This is a genomic window from Anabaena sp. FACHB-595, assembly GCF_048568275.1.
GTDB lineage: Bacteria > Cyanobacteriota > Cyanobacteriia > Cyanobacteriales > Nostocaceae > Trichormus.
This window is the reverse complement of record NZ_CP183473.1, coordinates 79,210-97,251: the sequence shown is the minus strand read 5'-3', so window position 1 is coordinate 97,251 and position 18,042 is coordinate 79,210. Positions and strand designations below refer to the sequence as shown.

General features: G+C 41.9%; 16 protein-coding genes and 1 pseudogene. 5 read left to right on the top strand and 12 right to left on the bottom strand.

Annotation, left to right across the window (positions count from 1 at the left end; all coding sequences use genetic code 11):
* Positions 1 to 201: 201 nt before the first annotated feature.
* Complete coding sequence (locus ACN222_RS00450) at positions 202 to 2,085, bottom strand: N-acetylmuramoyl-L-alanine amidase (protein WP_010994269.1); 1,884 nt, start codon at positions 2,083 to 2,085, stop codon at positions 202 to 204.
* Positions 2,086 to 2,736: 651 nt separating this feature from the next.
* Positions 2,737 to 4,194 carry a cation:proton antiporter gene (locus ACN222_RS00445; protein ID WP_010994268.1) on the bottom strand — a complete coding sequence of 486 codons (1,458 nt, stop codon included), beginning with the start codon at positions 4,192 to 4,194 and terminating at the stop codon, positions 2,737 to 2,739.
* A 409-nt stretch (positions 4,195 to 4,603) separates the two neighbouring features.
* Between ACN222_RS00445 and ACN222_RS00440 the strand changes: the two genes are divergently transcribed.
* Positions 4,604 to 5,350 (top strand): SIMPL domain-containing protein, encoded by a 747-nt coding sequence (locus ACN222_RS00440; RefSeq protein ID WP_044520479.1) that lies wholly within the window; start codon positions 4,604 to 4,606, stop codon positions 5,348 to 5,350.
* Positions 5,351 to 5,410: 60 nt separating this feature from the next.
* Here the strand turns inward: ACN222_RS00440 and ACN222_RS00435 are convergent, their stop codons facing one another.
* Positions 5,411 to 5,770: a single-stranded DNA-binding protein gene (locus ACN222_RS00435; RefSeq protein WP_010994265.1), complete on the bottom strand. Its 360-nt coding sequence runs from the start codon at positions 5,768 to 5,770 to the stop codon at positions 5,411 to 5,413.
* Positions 5,771 to 6,140: 370 nt separating this feature from the next.
* On the opposite strand from ACN222_RS00435, the gene ACN222_RS00430 reads away from it, so the two are divergent.
* From ACN222_RS00430 to mreD, 3 genes are all read left to right on the top strand, one after another.
* On the top strand, positions 6,141 to 7,148 hold the full coding sequence (locus ACN222_RS00430) for a rod shape-determining protein (protein ID WP_044520478.1): 1,008 nt from the start codon (positions 6,141 to 6,143) through the stop codon (positions 7,146 to 7,148).
* 95 nt (positions 7,149 to 7,243) lie between these two features.
* Positions 7,244 to 8,065, top strand: coding sequence for a rod shape-determining protein MreC (mreC, locus tag ACN222_RS00425; RefSeq protein ID WP_010994263.1), 822 nt, complete (start codon positions 7,244 to 7,246; stop codon positions 8,063 to 8,065).
* A 24-nt stretch (positions 8,066 to 8,089) separates the two neighbouring features.
* Positions 8,090 to 8,692 carry a rod shape-determining protein MreD gene (gene mreD / locus ACN222_RS00420; RefSeq protein ID WP_044520477.1) on the top strand — a complete coding sequence of 201 codons (603 nt, stop codon included), beginning with the start codon at positions 8,090 to 8,092 and terminating at the stop codon, positions 8,690 to 8,692.
* Positions 8,693 to 8,946: 254 nt separating this feature from the next.
* Here the strand turns inward: mreD and ACN222_RS00415 are convergent, their stop codons facing one another.
* A complete protein-coding gene (locus ACN222_RS00415) occupies positions 8,947 to 9,324 on the bottom strand; it encodes a XisI protein (protein ID WP_010994261.1) in 378 nt (125 codons plus the stop codon).
* Positions 9,312 to 9,730: pseudogene (locus tag ACN222_RS00410) on the bottom strand (XisH family protein). Before ACN222_RS00410 ends, ACN222_RS00415 begins: the two are co-directional and overlap by 13 nt.
* A gap of 101 nt (positions 9,731 to 9,831) precedes the next feature.
* Here ACN222_RS00410 and ribD point away from each other — a divergent pair.
* Positions 9,832 to 11,022 carry a bifunctional diaminohydroxyphosphoribosylaminopyrimidine deaminase/5-amino-6-(5-phosphoribosylamino)uracil reductase RibD gene (gene ribD / locus ACN222_RS00405; protein ID WP_010994259.1) on the top strand — a complete coding sequence of 397 codons (1,191 nt, stop codon included), beginning with the start codon at positions 9,832 to 9,834 and terminating at the stop codon, positions 11,020 to 11,022.
* 63 nt (positions 11,023 to 11,085) lie between these two features.
* Here the strand turns inward: ribD and ACN222_RS00400 are convergent, their stop codons facing one another.
* The 7 genes from ACN222_RS00400 to ACN222_RS00370 all read right to left on the bottom strand — a co-directional run bounded on the left by ACN222_RS00400 (position 11,086) and on the right by ACN222_RS00370 (position 17,914).
* Positions 11,086 to 11,304, bottom strand: a complete 219-nt coding sequence (locus ACN222_RS00400) for a hypothetical protein (protein ID WP_010994258.1) — start codon at positions 11,302 to 11,304, stop codon at positions 11,086 to 11,088.
* A gap of 654 nt (positions 11,305 to 11,958) precedes the next feature.
* Complete coding sequence (locus tag ACN222_RS00395; RefSeq protein ID WP_010994257.1) at positions 11,959 to 12,345, bottom strand: 6-pyruvoyl trahydropterin synthase family protein; 387 nt, start codon at positions 12,343 to 12,345, stop codon at positions 11,959 to 11,961.
* Between the two features lie 382 nt (positions 12,346 to 12,727).
* Positions 12,728 to 13,963: an alpha/beta hydrolase gene (locus ACN222_RS00390; RefSeq protein ID WP_010994256.1), complete on the bottom strand. Its 1,236-nt coding sequence runs from the start codon at positions 13,961 to 13,963 to the stop codon at positions 12,728 to 12,730.
* 7 nt (positions 13,964 to 13,970) lie between these two features.
* Positions 13,971 to 14,528 (bottom strand): DUF6174 domain-containing protein, encoded by a 558-nt coding sequence (locus ACN222_RS00385; protein WP_010994255.1) that lies wholly within the window; start codon positions 14,526 to 14,528, stop codon positions 13,971 to 13,973.
* A gap of 72 nt (positions 14,529 to 14,600) precedes the next feature.
* Complete coding sequence (locus tag ACN222_RS00380) at positions 14,601 to 15,494, bottom strand: ABC transporter ATP-binding protein (RefSeq protein ID WP_010994254.1); 894 nt, start codon at positions 15,492 to 15,494, stop codon at positions 14,601 to 14,603.
* Positions 15,495 to 15,505: 11 nt separating this feature from the next.
* A complete protein-coding gene (locus ACN222_RS00375) occupies positions 15,506 to 16,279 on the bottom strand; it encodes an ABC transporter permease (RefSeq protein ID WP_010994253.1) in 774 nt (257 codons plus the stop codon).
* Between the two features lie 159 nt (positions 16,280 to 16,438).
* Positions 16,439 to 17,914 carry a BamA/OMP85 family outer membrane protein gene (locus ACN222_RS00370; RefSeq protein WP_010994252.1) on the bottom strand — a complete coding sequence of 492 codons (1,476 nt, stop codon included), beginning with the start codon at positions 17,912 to 17,914 and terminating at the stop codon, positions 16,439 to 16,441.
* Between the last annotated feature and the right edge of the window lie 128 nt (positions 17,915 to 18,042).

The window sequence follows — 18,042 nt, the reverse complement described above, 5'->3', positions numbered from 1 at the left end:
ATAAAAATTTTGCGCTGGTATAAAAATACAACTAATGGCGACACATCTTAACACGCCCTTTTGATTTTGCCATGTCGTGAAGGCATAAGATCCAGGTTCAGAATATAAGGATGTGGTTAGTATTCACACAAAATCTTCAGGAATAACAGGGATAGTGTGGCAATCAGGATGATTATAAGTTTGTGAAGACTGACTGATTATCTATCGTTTGAGGTACTGAAGAATACCGCGAGCGATCGCATCTGCCATTTGTCTTTGGTAAGCTGGACTTTGCAGTTTACCATTATCATCTCTACCAGTTAAATACCCTGTTTCTACCAGAATAGAGGGCATAGAGCTTTTTCTAAGGACATAAAATCTGGCTCGACGTACTCCTCTATCTCGGACATTTACGTTTTGAAGAATGCTCCTATGAACTGCACGAGCTAAACCTAATCCGCTATCGTAATAGTAAGTTTCCAAACCATTGACATCTGCACGATTCCCACCGATGGCGTTAGCGTGGATACTGACAAATACATCAGCCCTGGCTCGTTCTGCCATTTGTACTCGTCCTGGTAGGCTGACAAAAAAGTCAGAATTTCTTGCCATCACCACTTGTACCCCATTTTGCTGTAATACTTGGGCAATTCTTTGACTGATGGGCAAGATGATATCTTTTTCCCGCACTCCACCAATACCAATGGCTCCTGGGTCTTTACCACCGTGTCCGGGGTCGATGAATACTGATAATCTGCCTTTGGGAACTGGTCTTGTTCCTGGTTGGGGTAGAGGACGGGGATTTGTTGGATCTGGTAATTGTCCTTGGATGGGGGGTAAGGGAGGTGTGGTAGCGAGCCGACGTGAGCCTTGTAATTGTAGAGCTAAAAGCTGGTTGCCAACTTTGTTGAGTTGACCAACTTGCACCCCAGCAGCCGGCTGGACGAGAACAACTACTGTGTTGGGTTCTTGTTTTTGCAGACGTATTCTGAGAATGGGGCTATTAGCACTTAAACTTGGCCCAGTGACTTGGGGAGCTAACTGGGCGTTAGGAATAGTGATGCGGAATAGACCAGTGTTTCTATCCCATCCACCGTTACCAGATACTGCTTGATCAGCTCTAATCAGTAGTTGTGTGCCATTACTAGAGAGGTCAACTGACTGAATTGTGGCAATGGCACTGGTTGTAGTTATTCTGTCAGGCAAGGTCGAGGTGTTACCTTCGCCGTTGTCATTATTGGGCAGTCTGACTACACGACTAGGTAGAACTACTAAACCACCTGCATTACTGTTAGTTGCTCGCCAGTCTGGGCTATTCTTATCTACCCGCAAGGTCATACGGACGCTTGGGGTTCTGGTTTGTAATGGAGTGAGTTCAACCCGGTTGACACCATGTTTATTAACGGGTATGTTTCTTGGGGCGCGTGGCGATAAAGTTGCCCCAGCAATATCCATAAAAATAGTAGCGCGATCGCGGCTGCGAATGACTTGAACTTGAGGATTGCCACCACTGGTGCGGACAAAAAAACCATCCCCAGTCACCTGTAAGCCTTCAATTTGTGTCGTTCCGGGTGCAGCACTGATTGTATTATCGGAGAACTCTGGTCTTGTATTATTTGGTAACTCCGGTCTTGTGTTATTGGGTAAACTTGGCCTGGTGTTGGAGTCAATAGTCACCACATTATAAGTGTTGTCTGGTGAAGACTCTGCTTGCTCTGATGTGGGAGTTGGTAACTGGACTGTCCAACGGTTAGCTGTAAGCCCGACAAATTTGATTTGCTGAGGATCAAGAGTGTAACCAGGAGCCACTTCCACAACTATACGCGTGGTTTGCGGATCAAATTGCCCTACGCGGACAGAGCGGATTCTACCACCGATTGGTTGTGTTAACTGCGATCGCCCAAATGTCACATTTGGCAAATCTATTACTAACCGTGTGGGATTAAAAATTAGTTGCGCCCTTGGTTGGACGGCACCTGTAGTATTAATTTCCAAGCGGTTTTGATTGGCATCAAAGCGCCAAGAATTTAACCTCGTTGCTAAGGCTGGCGACGATAGTAATAAGACAGTTCCAACTGTACCAGATAGTAACCAGTGTAATTTCACAATCCATTCTCCTGATTTGCATTCATTAGAGCTGTCAATGTCTCAACATATCGGCAAGTTGTCACATCTTTGCCACCTGATCTTGAGTTTTGATACGCTCTATATTCCTGGGAATTTGGTATAAAAAGACAATATAATGGCTTTGAGTCTCAGTATTCCCTTAATTATTGCCGTACTATCAGAACACAATATTTTGGCTTTAAAGCATTAAATACAACATTAATAGCTCCGCAATTTACTACATTCATCCAAAAGTTTTGGTGAGCGATCTTCGAGCTTACCAAAAATTGGGAATTGAGTTATTTTATGACCAATAAATCAAATTTTTAAATAAACACTCCAACGATTTGGTAAACGGCTGTGGGGATAAAAAAGTTTCAAGGTGTAAGAGAAAAATATTATCATTCTTTGGCAGTTGACCTAATCACAAAAGTGTTTGGTTTTTAGTTTTGCAACAGATAACATTCCGAATACTAATAGTTATGAGATAAAAAATAAAATTGATAATTCCTCAGGACGAAGATGGGAAGATAGAAGTTTCCATGTATGGGGATGGGGAGTAGAAAAGCCACGGGAGCAGGGAGCAGGGTGCAAGGGGGATAAACTTAGGGAAAAACATTCCATCTGCCTACAGCACTCTGCACCCCTACTTTAAGAACTTACATTCCCACTATCCTTGGCAGTAGATACAACAGAAGATGGTGTTTCTATAGCTAATTGTTTCCCCGTGGAACCATCTAAAATCAATTGTGCTGAGTCGTCTATCCCATCATCTGAGTCTGGAAAAACGAATCTTAATAAAGGGGGAGCGAGAAAAGTTGTCAGGATAACCATCATGATGATTGCTGCCCCTAACGGTTTAGAGAGTGCGCCACTGGCTGCACCGACACCAGCAAATACTAACCCTACCTCACCTCTAGGAATCATCCCCACGCCAATCGCTAGGCGGTTGATTTGGGATTGACCAAAGACGCTAAAGCCTGTGATTACTTTACCGAAGATAGCGACCATGATCAGGAAACTTGCCATAATTAACCCTTCCCGATTGCTGGGGATGGCTGGGTTAAGTACGCCTAAATCAGTTTTCGCACCTACGGTAACGAAGAAAATTGGCACTAACATATCAGCAATGGGGCAAACTTGCCTTTGTAGCTCTTTGCGCTTGTCTGTTTCTTCCAGAACTAAACCTGCGGCAAAAGCGCCAAGAATGGCTTCTAAATGGATGATGGCAGCGAGATATGCCATAACAAAAGCGAAGATGAAAGCTGGTATTACTAGTTCACCTCGTGTTTTGAGCATATCAGCGATCGCGACAAAGGTTTTGTTGAAAACATTACCCAAGACAATCGCACCCAAAAGAAAGCCACTAGCACTAATAATCAGATAGATGACTTGACCTACATCTACAGTCCCTTCTTTAGCGAGGCTGGCAACCACCGCTAAGACAATAATTCCCAGTACGTCGTCAATTACAGCCGCACCCAGAATTATCTGTCCTTCTTTGGAATTGAGCCTTCCTATTTCTGAGAGTACCTTAGAGGTAATCCCGATACTGGTAGCCGTTAAAGCTGCCCCAGCAAAGATTGCGGGTACAGCATCGATACCAAACAAAGTCATCAAGCCTATAGTCCCGGCGGCAAATGGGACTGTAACCCCCACCACTGCGACTACTAAAGCTTGGACACCAACTGCCATCAAGTCTTTTAAGTTTGACTCTAAGCCAATTTCAAACAGTAGGATGATCACACCCAGTTCAGCTAAAACAGAAATCACTTCTGATTGGGCTGTAAATACGGCTGGTGTCGCTTCTGGACTTAAACCAGCCGTAGTTTGGAGGAAGGTCATAATCATAGAACTGGAACCGTCTGCACCACCTTCAGGGAACACCAACAGGTGCAGAACAGAAACACCCACGACCACACCACCTAAAAGTTCGCCTAAGACAGGTGGTAAACCCACTCGGTTGGATAACTCGCCACCAACTTTGCTAGCTAGGTAAACTACCACTAAACTCAGCAAGACTGCGGCGACAACCATTGAACTGTCTGCGGCTTCAGTTGTGCTGGCCAGCAGAGGAAAAGCGAAGTTGATTGCATTGAAAAACTGCATTTGTTACGCGTTGTTACGTGAACATCCTTCTATTCCATTTTTACTCTTTTATGGAAAATACACTTCGTTCAGGTGCGATAAATGATGTTTGGCGGACTAATTTGCGTAACATCGGAGTGAATTGAGGAGAATTTTTAACACAGAGGATGTGGAGGTAAGCGCTGAGGTACGAGGAGAAATATCTATGAAGACAATTGAATAAGTTTGGTCTAAGTTTTTTAGTTTCAAAAAATGTAACCGTTTTAACTTTTGACTATGGCAGTGTCAAAGTAGGAACATACAAATCGTATCGACTAACTGCATAAGGTATAACAGTGCAGGGTTCTCAGTGGAGGGATTTTACTTGGAACTCAGCGCTGAATAGATACGGTTTAAAGGTATCTGCATATATTTATGAGGAGTGTAAATCATGGTTAGAACTGCTTTATTTGGTTCTCAGTTGCGTGCTGGAAAATTTTGGCAAAGTTTGCCGTTGGCGTTGTTAGTTTTTGTGAGTTTTGTGCAGCCTGGACTAGCACAAGAGAAAGAAAGAATGTGGCGTACTTTGACTGTCAGTGGTCGTGGGGTTGAATCGATTCCTACCACATTGTCGGAAGTTAGTTTAGGAGTGGAAATTCAGGGTAAAACTGCTCAGGAAGTGCAGCATGAAGCAGCACGGAGGTCATCGGCTGTGGTTGCTTTACTGAAAAGCCGAAATGTGGAGAAGTTACAAACAACTGGTATTCGTCTCAACCCGGTTTATAGCTATAACAATAATGTGCAGAGAATTACTGGATATGCTGCTAGTAATACGGTGAATTTCCGTATTGCTACGGAAAAAGCTGGGACATTATTAGATGAAGCGGTGAAAGCTGGCGCAACTCAAATCAATGGTATCAGTTTTGTGGCTACTGATGAGGCGATCGCCTCTGCTAGGCAACAAGCCTTAAAGGAAGCGACCCAAGACGCACAACAGCAAGCCAGCGCGGTGTTTAGTAGCCTCGGTTTTCAAGCTAAAGAAGTAGTAAGTATTCAAGTTGGTGGTGCAACTGCGCCTCCACCACCCATATTGTACAGAGCCGAGGCTGCCAAACTTAGCAGTGCAGATGCGTCTACTCCCGTAATTGGTGGCGAACAACAGGTTGAAGCCTCAGTCACGTTGCAAATTAGTTATTAGTCAGTTGTCATTGGTCAGTTGTTTCCTTGGCTGCTAACAACTGACCACTTACTTCACCTATTAAAAATTTTCTGGTGCGAAGTCGCTACTACCACCGTCTCTATCTTGTTTGGAACCTAGTAGTTCTAGTTGATCTACTCTAATTACTGGCGTAGATCGATTAACTCCAGTTTGGCGATCGCTCCATGAGTCAAACTTCAAGGAACCTTTAACTCCTATTAAACTACCTTTGCGGACATAATTGCCTGCGACCTCTGCTGTCTTATCCCACAGTTCTAAGGTGAACCAATCAGGTTTATCGTTCTTTGAACGCCGATTGACGGCTAGAGTTAATCTACACTTTACACTCCCAGACTCAAAATATTTAATGTCTGGATCAGTGCCTACGCGACCTACTAGGGTGACAATGTTAATGCTCATCTGCCTTATCCTTTAGTACATAAGTACTTATTAATTTTGACTTTAATCATAACTAATTGTGACCTGATTGAAAATGTGTTAGAAACTTAGCAATAAATTTACAGTATAAAAATATGCAGAAATACTTGACAAAATTGAAAAACTATACGGGTATACTGAATTAGTCAGAGAATATCAATACCGTGGATATTTGAGACTGAGGAAAAATTGCCGAAAGTTATCGACATATAGCCTATTTGGCTGGACTCAGGCTCAAAATCATAATAAAATCCAGCACGATTCGCATTAACAGTTGTAGTCTATAAAATGTCAGGAATAGGGGGCATAGAGACGCGTGGGGCTTTTTAGGAACTTTCGCTCATCGTGGGATATGGGTATCGACCTCGGTACAGCAAATACCCTCGTTTATGTGTCTGGTAAAGGTATTGTACTGCAAGAACCTTCTGTGGTAGCTATCGATCAAAATGAAAAGGTAGCTTTGGCAGTTGGGGAAGAAGCTAAAAAAATGCTCGGTCGCACACCGGGAAATGTGATTGCCCTGCGACCTTTGCGCGATGGGGTAATTGCTGACTTTGATACAGCTGAACTAATGCTGAAAAGCTTTATTCAGAGGGTCAATGAAGGCAGGTCTTTAATATTACCCCGGATTGTAATTGGCATTCCCAGTGGGGTAACTGGGGTGGAAAGACGCGCCGTCATGGATGCGGCGGCGCAAGCTGGAGCTAGAGAGGTATATTTAATTGATGAACCTGTAGCAGCTGCGATCGGTGCGGGATTACCAGTTGCGGAACCTACTGGTAACATGATTATCGATATTGGTGGGGGAACTACGGAAGTTGCTGTGTTGAGTCTCCAAGGTACTGTAATTAGCGAATCAGTACGCATTGCTGGGGACGAATTAACAGAGTCCATCATCATGTACATGAAGAAAGTTCATAACTTGGTGATTGGGGAACGTACTGCTGAGGATATTAAAATTCGCATGGGTTCTGCCTATCCTACCCATGATGATGACGATGCGATGATGGAAGTCCGAGGTTTACACCTGCTCTCAGGTTTACCAAGAACTGTCACGATTAAGGGGCCAGAAATTCGTGAAAGTATGCTGGAACCTTTATCTGTAATCATCGAAGCGGTGAAGCGGACATTAGAACGTACACCTCCTGAACTGGCGGCGGACATTATTGACAGAGGTATTATGCTAGCTGGCGGTGGTGCTTTGCTCAAAGGTATAGATACCCTCATTAGCCACGAAACAGGAATTGTCACCCACATCGCGGCTGATCCTCTCAGCTGTGTTGTGCTGGGAACAGGTCGTGTATTAGAAAACTTCAAACAGCTAGAAAGAGTTTTTAGCGGACGATCTCGAAATATGTAGCGAAAAAAATATTTAGATATTGGGTTCTATTTGGCTGTGATTTGGGTTTTATATAAATAGAATCCAGTATCTTCTGAATCTGAGAATAGGTATAAATGGTTACTGTACGTCGTTGGTGGGATCGCAAAGCCTTACAAGTTGGTTTATTAGGGTTAGCAGTTGGCAGTGCTTGGGTGTTGCGTCAGACTCAAGGCGGGTTTTTAGCGGAAGCATACCAAGTAATTACCCGTCCTTTGCAAATGTTGCAGACAGGCCCAAGCTTAGAGGAACGTCAGGAAGAACGTCTCAAGAAAGCGCAATTCTTGGAGATGCAAACACGCATTACCGAGTTAGAAAGTCAAAACAAAAAACTAACAGATTTATTAGGCTACGTTCAAAACCAACCACTAGCATCGCGTCCAGTACCTGCAAGGGTGATAGGACGCAGTGCTGACCATTGGTGGCAACAAGTAACTATTAATCGCGGTGCTAATGCTGGGATTAAAGAAGGTTATATTGTCAAAGCTGAGGGGGGATTAGTTGGTCTGGTGGATAGCGTTACACCTAACACCAGTCGCATATTGTTAATTAGTGACCTCAAAAGTCAAGTAGGTGTTACTATTAGCCGGACTTCAGCCAAAGGTGTTCTCCGGGGAGATTCTTCTTCGGAGGCTGTGCTGGAATTTTACGAAAAAGTGCCAAATGTGAAAGTGGGAGATTTAGTTTCTACGTCCACTTATAGCCAAAGATTCCCCTCTGGTTTGGCAGTGGGCAGAATTAAATCACTGGATTTGAAGAAATTACCTGCATCAATCGCCAAAATTGAACTTTTTCCAGCGCTCAGTTCATTAGATTGGGTGGCTGTATATCCCAAGGTGACAAACCCCGATTTGGAAAATCAACAGTCCAATAACTCACAGCAACAAAAGTCCAACTAGATTTTCTGGAAATCTCTCAAAACAATGAAGACACCTTCATTTAACGGTAAATCAAAACCGCCGGCGCGAAGATTCAGCGTCCGGCGTATGCCTTTGTCGCGTTGGCATCCGGGTTTGCTTCACCTACTCGATTGGGGAGTAACGATTGGTTCGGTATTGTTATGTTTATTATTGTTACCAACCCGCTTACCAGGCATGGAATTATTGGGGATTGGCCCTAATTGGCTGTTAATTTGGGTGGTAGCTTGGAGTGTCAAACGTTCAGTATGGGCGGGAACTTTTGCTGGTATTGTGTTAGGGCTGCTGCAAGATGCCATTACATCCCCTCATCCGTCCCATGCCATCACCTTGGGGTTAGTCGGCTTTTTGACTGGATTATTACAAAAGCAGCGTTTTATCCAAGAAGATTTTATTTCTATTGCCTTAATTGTCTTTGGGATGGCAATTTTGGCAGAAACGGTTTTTGGTCTGTTATTGACTTTAGCAGGCGATCGCCAAACAGAATACATTTGGGCATATTATCAACGTGTCACCCTAGCCTCTGCTATTCTCAGCAGTCTTTGGGCCCCTGTGCTGTACTATCCCCTCAATAGTTGGTGGCAAAGAATGAAGATGTTGGAAAGTTAGTAGTTAAGCTCATGGGCGGCTAAATTGTATAACTACTGATAAGGGCTGTTAAGTGTTGACCGTTGACAGTTAACAGTTAAGAGCCCTCACGATGGATTGTGCAACTTAAAAGCAGAATAGCTTATGATAATTTTGGTATTGAGTCGAAATCAATAGCTCAATACCTTTTAGACACAAGCTAGTATGGCAAATTTTTGCCACTAAAGCAGACCTATCTCCTGTTAATCGCCCCAGCTTATTCAGCTTGATTTGGTTCAGGCGATCGCAAATTCAGTCAGTCCTCTTTTGCTGGGGTGATGAAAGCCCAAAATAATGTCGGTTTGGGGAATACCTGCTACCAGCATCTCATCAACAATTGCTAAGTCGGTGCTATCTTCTTCTATCCAGATTTTACCGTTTTGAATCTGGAGGTATAAGATAATATGCTGTACCCGTTTTTTGCCATCCCAGCCACAACGTAACCATAGATATTGGTCGCGTTGTTCGTCTATAATCATTCGATCGCCCACGGTGTCCGGAACGCCATCGCTAATTTTAGTTTCTGTGGCAGTAGCGAGTTGAGAATTGCTCAAGTCATAATATTTTTTAATTATTTCTTGGACAGTATGCCGATAGTAGCTTAATTTATCCATTGCACAATTTGCTCCTGTTCAGTGTATCTACGACAATTAATTGCAAGTTGTTTTGACGGGCAATGAGTTGGATGGATCGACGTTGAAAAAAATTGAAATAAACAATGTCGTCAATTGCTAGGTATAAATTATATTCAGGTTCGCTGACTTGGATAAGGTTGCGATAGACGATGTACTGCCCCAGGGCGTTATGAAAGTCATACATCTGAGACTTACCGATAAAGCTTTTAATTTCTACAACAATTTTCTGTCCCTGACGTTCTGCTGCGATTGGTTTTTCTGCGGCTAAATCAGCATAAAGTTCAGCATCTTCATATTTAATTATGAAAGGGTCAGCAATTATTAGCCATCCATCTTTAATCAGAGCATTTTTTACCACATCATGATACAGGTCTTTGGTAGGCATAGGAGAAGGTGCAGATAAACAACCCGCGAAGGGATATTACTGTTTAAATATCACTATAAGAGCATTTAAAGTGCAGAATATTTACAGTAATTCCCAAAGTTATGGATAAATTTCCAGTGGTCGCTCAAGCAGGTGCATCCCAACCCAACAACATTCAGCAACACGAACCCTCAATACAGCCATCAGTGCCACAGAGGGTAGGAAATGATTTTGATGTCCGCATGATGCAACGGTGTTTAGAACTGGCACGTCGTGCTTTAGGGCGTACTTCGCCTAACCCGTTAGTAGGGGCAGTTGTTGTGAAAGATGGGGAAATTGTGGGGGAAGGGTTTCATCCCCGTGCAGGTGAGCCTCATGCAGAAGTTTTTGCTCTCAGGGCAGCAGGAGAACTGGCTCGTGGTGCTACTGTATACGTTAATTTGGAACCTTGTAATCATTACGGACGTACTCCCCCTTGTTCGGAAGCATTGATTGCTGCTGGTGTAGCGAAGGTAGTGGTGGGTATGGTTGACCCGAATCCCCTGGTAGGTGGTGGTGGGATTGCCCGGTTACGTGGGGCTGGGGTGGAGGTGTTGGTGGGTGTGGAAATGGCAGCCTGTCAGCAACTGAATGAAGGCTTTGTACATCGGATTGTCCACAAAAAGCCTTTGGGTATTTTGAAATATGCCATGACTTTAGATGGCAAAATAGCAACTACGTCTGGTCACAGCGCTTGGGTGACAAATCCATCAGCTCGTGGCGAAGTTCATCAATTGCGGGCTGCTTGTGATGCGGTAATTGTTGGTGGGAATACGGTACGGCGAGATAATCCTTACTTAACTAGTCACCAAGAAGGGGTACATAATCCTTTGCGGGTGGTGATGAGTCGTCAGATGGATTTGCCATTGGATGCTCATCTTTGGGAAACAGTCGAGGCTCCAACTTTAGTATTGACTCAAGTAGGCGCTAATCCAGATTTCCAAAAACTGTTGCAGCAAAAGGGAGTGGAAATCGTAGAGTTAGCATCGCTGACACCAGAAACTGTTATGTCTTACTTATACGATCGCGGTTTTTGTAGCGTATTGTGGGAGTGTGGTGGGACTTTAGCTGCTAGTGCGATCGCTCAAGGTGCTGTACAGAAAATCCTGGCTTTTATCGCTCCTAAAATCATTGGTGGTAGCCATGCACCTACGCCTGTGGGTGATTTGGGCTTTGATACCATGACAGAGGCTTTAATTCTAGAACGAGTGCGTTGGCGTGTGGTGGGTTCTGATTGCTTAGTAGAAGGTTATTTGCCCTCACTAAACCCATAAATGGTAGTTCATAGCCAATAGCGATCGCCATTGACTATGGACTAATTTATCGTGGAATTATGACTATGAATATTGGCGCTCATAAGCAAGATCACGTATTAGTGCTAGCCGAGATTGAATATAGTCAACCAAGAAATCGGTTTCGTTGGGTTCTAACAACGCTTGTGTTGTTGTCTGGTGTACCAACCATTGCACCAAGCTAGCATCGTCCATCTGCAAGAGGGTCTTCGTTTGCGAGTTTTCAACTACAGACCAAAGCTGACGCAGAATTTTAGGAGTCATCAGACCTCAATTTAATCATGAGCTTAGTTACTTTCACATTACACAATTACAGCAGTAGATCACGACATTAACCTACAAGCTGAGACAAGTATTATTAAAAACTTCACATAGCGATTTATAACTTGATTAAGTTTAAGGATTGACTCGCTATATATCAGTCTTTACATAAGTTAATTTTCTCTCAATATTTTAGTCTAGTAATTAATACTCACAATTGACGGACGAGGGACTAGAAAATACTAATTATAAAATTTTGTTAAATCATTTAATAGTTAATAAGTTAATTTGAGTGAATTAGATATTCATTTATATTGGATTGTACATCTGAATAGATATTATCATAATTAGCGATATTATCTATTATTAAAAATAACTATATGAATACCATTTGACTATTGAAAAATCTAAGTATCTGTAGGGTGGGCATTGCCTGCCAAAACCCTTAACGCCACTTGCGTGACTGCCGGGTACTCCTCTGGAGAAGCAAGCTACGGCAGGCAGTCCACTCGGTGGCATAGTCGAACGTGTGGCTGCACTCACCGTCCAACGCAGTGGCTCCCCTACGTATATTTCATAAATCAAGTATGAATCCTATAGCAAATAAATAATAGAGTGCATTATTACTCATAATGCACTCTCGTTAACAATAAAATTTTAGTCTTCGTATTCTACCCAGCTATTAGGTGTTTCCGAAACGTTAACTTTTAGTTGTACATCTGGTGGTACTCGTTTCTTCGTTTCATCATAGATATACTTAGCAATCATCTCAGCAGTTGTTTCATACTCAGGAGGCATCACTTCGTTTAAAATACCGTGATCAAGCCCTCCTTTTGTCACATCTTGTTTAGCCCAACGTAAGGTGCGGAAATCAGCTACCATTACAGGGTGTGGACAATATTGAGAAGAATGTAGTTGCGTTGATATCGCTTCAATGCGGACTTGATAATTATGTCCGTGCATCCGCCCACAAGGGCCATTGTAATCTTTAATGTAGTGAGCGCTATTAAATGAAAATTCCGTTACTACCTTCCATTTTGGCATTTTAATATTACCTCATAGCCCATTTTGATATAAATGCTCATGTCACCTGATTTCATTAGTTAATGCCACCAGGTATTTACAAGTATTACTTATATATAGATTAAACAACCAACTGAGCAATTAGGCTGGTTATGATTACAAAGTCTTCAATAAATTATGGATACTGCAAAAATCATGCAAGGCATCTGCCAGTCAATCAGAGGGAAATCCTAAAAGCGAAAATAAAAATTTTCTCCAGTTCTATCTACAAGTAATATCGTGTCCAGTTGAACACATATAATAGCTGTGGATTTGGCAATTGATTGTAGGTAATTTTAAAAACCAATGACTAATTAGCTATTACCCATTACTACTTAGACAAACCAGATGTAAGCAATTAACTTCATACTTTTTCTTGCAATGCCCACGCTAAAAAACGCTCAGTGTGGTACAGGGCTAACTGATTACTTGCTCCATTGAAGATATAGTCAAAAGCGTGTTCCGCCCAAGGAATTTCTAATAAAATCGCTTGATTACCACCATTTTGCAAAGACTGAAACAAAATTCTGGGGAAAATGATCCGGATGATATGGTCACGACCACCATGAATTAACAAAGTCGGTGGGAGTGGACGGTTAACGTAATTAATTGGGGAAGCTTTAGTATATTGCTCTGGGACTTGATCTGGTGTACCACCTAAAAAAGCTTCAAGTACTGATCGTACATTTAAGGGGTCTGGTGTAGGTGGTTCTCGATAACCTTTTGCTAGGTTGGATGGAGCATAATAACTAATGACTGCACGAATGGGTAAAGTATTTTGCTGATAAGCAGTTAACATTGCTAACTGTCCGCCGGCGGAACGTCCAAGTAAGGCGATACGGCTAATGTCGGTTTCATACTCGGTGGCGTGTTGCTGGATAAAAGTTAAGGCGCTGCGGACATCATCAAGTTGAGCGGGAAATTTGTACGCGGGTGCATAGCGGTAAGTAATAGCAAAGACTGTATAACCTCTAGCGGCCATATATCGACTGAAATCGGCGTTACTTTCTGGACTCCCACTTTGCCAACCTCCGCCGTGAATGACGACGATTCCGGGGTATTTGCCAACTTGCTGAGGACGGTAGATGTTGAGGCGCAGCGATATTCCATCGGGTGATGCAAATTCAATGTTAGGTGTGTAACGTACATCATCTATGTGAATACCTTTAAACGCATCTATCACATTAAAAGGATGCGATCGCCTAAGCCCCAAGATAGGCGATCGCCCAAAATGTTTTTGTTCTAGAATTGGTTTGAGGTAGTCTTTACCTAATTGTTTCTCCATTGCTGACTGCATCTGCTGTTGCGTAGTTGGTATTTGCAGCAGTGGCGTTATACTGAGAATAATTCCAACTATACTAATACTTAAAGTAACGTATTGCAGTAAGTTACCACGCAATCTAAAAAACGAGAGGGCAAAAGCCGTAGTATTTAACAATAGTAGCCAATGACAGACTTCTGGCGCTCCCACCCCTAAAGGTAGTAAAAGGTAAATGGGTGCTGGAATTATAATCCAGATGCTCAAGAAAAGGCCAATAAAACTCAAAAGTAACCCCAGAACGGAGAAGGCTTCTTGGATAGGGGGGAGCAGATTTGGCATTATTTTCTCATTGCTTAAATGTTTTATTGTCAAGAGGGGTAAAATCACGAACAATAATTCTTCTGTTGAGATAGCCAACTAATGTGCAGTTTCTTCCAGGATATATATCACTCAAAGAATTGAAGTGTAACCAACGTTTTTCCGGTTGTAATTTAATTGCAACTCGACGCGGGTATCCAAATTGAGCATCATAAGTAGCATCTACTCCTATAGTTCCATCACAAGCACATCCATTTGGCCCGCATTCTTTTCCTGTTGCAAGAAGTTCAATTTCCTTGAACATCTCCGTAATAGTTAATGGAGGTATATTTGTGCAAGTATTTTTCTTGATAGTAACTACTGCTTCATTTTTAATCTCCACTTCTTGCTGACATTTATTCGGAGACGAATAATTAATAGTAATTCTATAATGTGATATTCCCTGTTTAAGCCAGTTTGTTTGGGCTACCTCTAATTGCTTTTTTGCAGCATTTTTGAAAATAAATTCATTGCTGAGATAGGCAATACTACTGATTGAGAGTATAAAAATTATAATTATCCATTCTAGGGATGGGCGCTTATTCATAGATGTGTTTATTTATATTTATTGTTTATTACATCAATCTATACGAAAGCGGGAAATGTGTTTTCGGAGATTTTAAATTTGTTGGGTTACTTCTAAATAAATATGTTCTAGTCGTACTGGCTGGCGAGAAATTGCATCAATATTTATGCCTTCAAAACGAGAAATTATTTCTTTTAACTCCAAAGATTCATGTAGCCAAAAAGCTAGTTCTTTATCATAGTGTCTATGGGTGAAACCGTACATTTTAGCGCGAGCGATCGCCTCTTTTTCTTGTGTAGTTTTCAATGATAATATTTCTTGTGCTGGAATTAAATTACGTAACTCAGCTAAACTACCCTCCACTAAAATCTGTCCGTTTTTAAGGATGCCAATTTTTTCACATAAGCGTTCTGCTTCATCTAATAAATGAGTAGTGAGTAAAACTGTAATTCCCTGAGCTTTCAGTTGTCGAATTAATTCCCAAATTTCGTAACGTGCTTCGATATCTAAACCTGTAGTTGGTTCATCAAGAATTACCAGTTTCGGCTGATGTACTAATGCTACAGCAATATTTAATCGCCGTTGCATCCCACCACTTAAAGTTTCTACCGGACTTTTTGCTCTATCTGATAAGTTGACAGCAGCTAAAATATCTTTAATTTGTTTTTGAATATTTTCTTTACTTAAGCCATAAATTTCTGCAAAGAATTGGAGATTTTCTTCGCAAGTCAAAGTTTTATATAAAATATTTTCTTGAGGAGCAACACCAATTAACTTTTTGGTTGATTCAGAAATAACCTGATTATTAAGTTTAATATCACCACTATCAGCTTTGAGTAAATTACAAATAATGTTAATTGTTGTGGTTTTACCAGAGCCATTTGCACCTAGTAAACCGTAAACTTCACCGTTAATAATATTGAGAGTCAAATCTTGAAGAACATGACGATCTCCATAGGATTTATTTAAATTATGAATATTTAACATTTTTCACTCAATTACAATCTTTTTTCTACAACTAACATTCGTTGATAAGATAACCAGCCACCAATAGTCATCACTATAGCGAATGCTAATAAAAAAACAATATGCGAAGTTATTTTATCAACTGTTTCTCCTTTTGAAGAAACAGAAACTAAAGCTTCATTCATGTGATATATGGGATTATATTTAGCTATATTGATCAGGGTTTGAGGAAACAATGCAGTCGGTAAAAATGCTCCACCCAGAATTAATAGAGGAACGCCAAAGGCGGCTACCAAAGAGTTGACATCTTCAATCCGCCTGGCTAATTGTGTACCGAGAATAAAACCCAAACCAACGTAAGCAGCAATACTTAGAAAAATAATGGTCAATCCTAATAAAATTGAACCTTTAAAAGTTGCGCCCCAAAAAGCAGCGATCGCATAAATTAATAAAGCCTGACCAATACCAATGCAACTATGGGCCAGGAAAATTCCCAAAAAATAAGATAAACCACTTAAGGGAGAGAGAAAAAGACGTTTGAGGGTTTGTTGTTCTCTTTCCGCCACTACAGTAGAAACAGTACCGCCCAAGCAACTAAAGAACAGTGCAGCACCGACTAAAGTTGAAGGTGCAGCATAGGAAAAAGCATCAGCTAGGGGTAATTCCGCCCGTTCTGCTAATATAAAACCACTCAAAGTCAGTACTGAAATCGGGAAGATACTCCAAAAAATCAAACTGCGTCTACGGCGTAACAGTTCAATTAAAATACGTTTGGTAACTGCGATGGTTTCACGCCAATATTTCATCGTTGGGGATTGGGGATTGGGGACTGGGGACTGGGGAGGTAGGAGGAAGAAATTTGACTATTGACTATTGACTACTGACAACCGACTATTGACCACCCTCAGAAGGGTTTTTTGGTTCAGTGCGTAAGTCCTAAAATCATCTCCTCAATTAGCAACGCCTTAAAATCTTTGCCCAGTTGTAATTTCAAATCTGACTTCTCCTTGGTCACTAACTCCCAAGTCACCACGAAATAAGCCAAAAGGAGAGTTTAAGCGGACTCCTAAACCGTAGCCAAAGCCGCTTCCGGGTTTGTTTCTGACTACACCTGGTTCCCCGATGACCGTTTTACCAGAACCAAAATCTGAGGCGAAATCAGTAAATACAACTCCGCCAATTGACTCCACAATGGGAAAACGATATTCCACAGAAGCTAAACCATAACTGCGACCACTGGCGAGTTTTCCTGAACCATAACCGCGTACCGAATTTAACCCGCCTAGATTAAACGCATCAGCCGGGGGAAATTCTCCAAAAATTGTGCCAAGTTGCAAATTTACAGCCACCATCTCCGGATTATCTGTCAGATTCTGATTTCCTATCCAGGTGACTGGTAGATATTGAATATAGTTTCCTTGGAAACGGTTACTAAAAATATTCCCTAGTCCCAAGGGGATTGCTTGTTCGGTGCTAAGGGTGAGAATTGAACCTTGAGTAGGATTGAGGCGATGATCTCGTAAATCTCTGGTTACAGCCAAGGATAATGTAAATAGATCATCAATACCCTTACCACTCACCGAAAGCGGATTACCTAAGCCATCAGCCCGAACAACGTTGTAATCTTTATCACGAAGACTAATCCTGGTGTAGTTAAGACCTAACGCCGCATCCCACTCATCAAAAGAACGGAGTACAGCCACAGAACCACCAAATCTACCTTCTCTGGTTCTGTTACCATTGGCTAGTTTTATCTCATCATCAAAGGTACGGGATATTTGGCGATCGCGGAAAGCTGTTACACTATAACCCAAGCGTTCTGGTTGCCCTAGACGATAAGGACTCGTAAATCGGCTATTAAATTGGACATCTTTAGTGCTAACTTGCACGGTTGTTGCCAGTTGGTCATTTAAACCGCTAATATTGGCATCCTTGTAACTTACTCGACCAGACAAGCCAATATCATCGTTATTGCCTATACCATAATTCCAACTAGGAAAGCGGCGCTCTTTAACATCATAAATAATTCTTACCCCAAAGGGATTTTCTTCTCGGTAAGCCCTAACATAAGTGAATGATTCTAGTTTCTGCAATCTTCCTAAATCTGCCTGTAGAGCTTCTTCACGGAATATTTGACCAGGCTTGAGTTTTAACAGACCCAAAATAAAATCTTTTTGGGTACGTCCTATAATCGGTTTTCCCTGATCATCCAGAGACTGATTATTGTCGTCGATAAACCGAATTTGGATATCCTGAACAATTGTTTGGGAAAATCCACCCGTTTCCGGAACACCTACATAATCACCATATTGGGCGTATCCATCGATAACCTTTCCGTCAGACAAATCTTTCGTTCCGACTGGAACATCAGCCAGTACTTGCTGATGTTCCAGATTCACTAACAGCCCCACCACCAAAATCACAACTATTGGAACACGCATATTGGCAACCAATTAGTGTTATCAATTTTGCCTTATTTAGTGAGTGTAAGCAACTATTGGAGGGTGTAGGGGGCAGTTACGCGATCGCCTATTGCGTCGGGTGAATTAACCTGAGTCTCCAACGGAAG

Bases quoted from the DNA above. Each gene is read 5' to 3' on its own strand.
- ACN222_RS00445 (WP_010994268.1), bottom strand. From the start codon at position 4,194: ATGCAGTTTTTCAATGCAATCAACTTCGCTTTTCCTCTGCTGGCCAGC.
- ACN222_RS00440 (WP_044520479.1), top strand. From the start codon at position 4,604: ATGGTTAGAACTGCTTTATTTGGTTCTCAGTTGCGTGCTGGAAAATTT.
- ACN222_RS00435 (WP_010994265.1), bottom strand. From the start codon at position 5,770: ATGAGCATTAACATTGTCACCCTAGTAGGTCGCGTAGGCACTGATCCA.
- ACN222_RS00430 (WP_044520478.1), top strand. From the start codon at position 6,141: ATGGGTATCGACCTCGGTACAGCAAATACCCTCGTTTATGTGTCTGGT.
- mreC (WP_010994263.1), top strand. From the start codon at position 7,244: ATGGTTACTGTACGTCGTTGGTGGGATCGCAAAGCCTTACAAGTTGGT.
- mreD (WP_044520477.1), top strand. From the start codon at position 8,090: ATGAAGACACCTTCATTTAACGGTAAATCAAAACCGCCGGCGCGAAGA.
- ACN222_RS00415 (WP_010994261.1), bottom strand. From the start codon at position 9,324: ATGGATAAATTAAGCTACTATCGGCATACTGTCCAAGAAATAATTAAA.
- ribD (WP_010994259.1), top strand. From the start codon at position 9,832: ATGGATAAATTTCCAGTGGTCGCTCAAGCAGGTGCATCCCAACCCAAC.
- ACN222_RS00400 (WP_010994258.1), bottom strand. From the start codon at position 11,304: ATGACTCCTAAAATTCTGCGTCAGCTTTGGTCTGTAGTTGAAAACTCG.
- ACN222_RS00395 (WP_010994257.1), bottom strand. From the start codon at position 12,345: ATGCCAAAATGGAAGGTAGTAACGGAATTTTCATTTAATAGCGCTCAC.
- ACN222_RS00390 (WP_010994256.1), bottom strand. From the start codon at position 13,963: ATGCCAAATCTGCTCCCCCCTATCCAAGAAGCCTTCTCCGTTCTGGGG.
- ACN222_RS00385 (WP_010994255.1), bottom strand. From the start codon at position 14,528: ATGAATAAGCGCCCATCCCTAGAATGGATAATTATAATTTTTATACTC.
- ACN222_RS00380 (WP_010994254.1), bottom strand. From the start codon at position 15,494: ATGTTAAATATTCATAATTTAAATAAATCCTATGGAGATCGTCATGTT.
- ACN222_RS00375 (WP_010994253.1), bottom strand. From the start codon at position 16,279: ATGAAATATTGGCGTGAAACCATCGCAGTTACCAAACGTATTTTAATT.
- ACN222_RS00370 (WP_010994252.1), bottom strand. From the start codon at position 17,914: ATGCGTGTTCCAATAGTTGTGATTTTGGTGGTGGGGCTGTTAGTGAAT.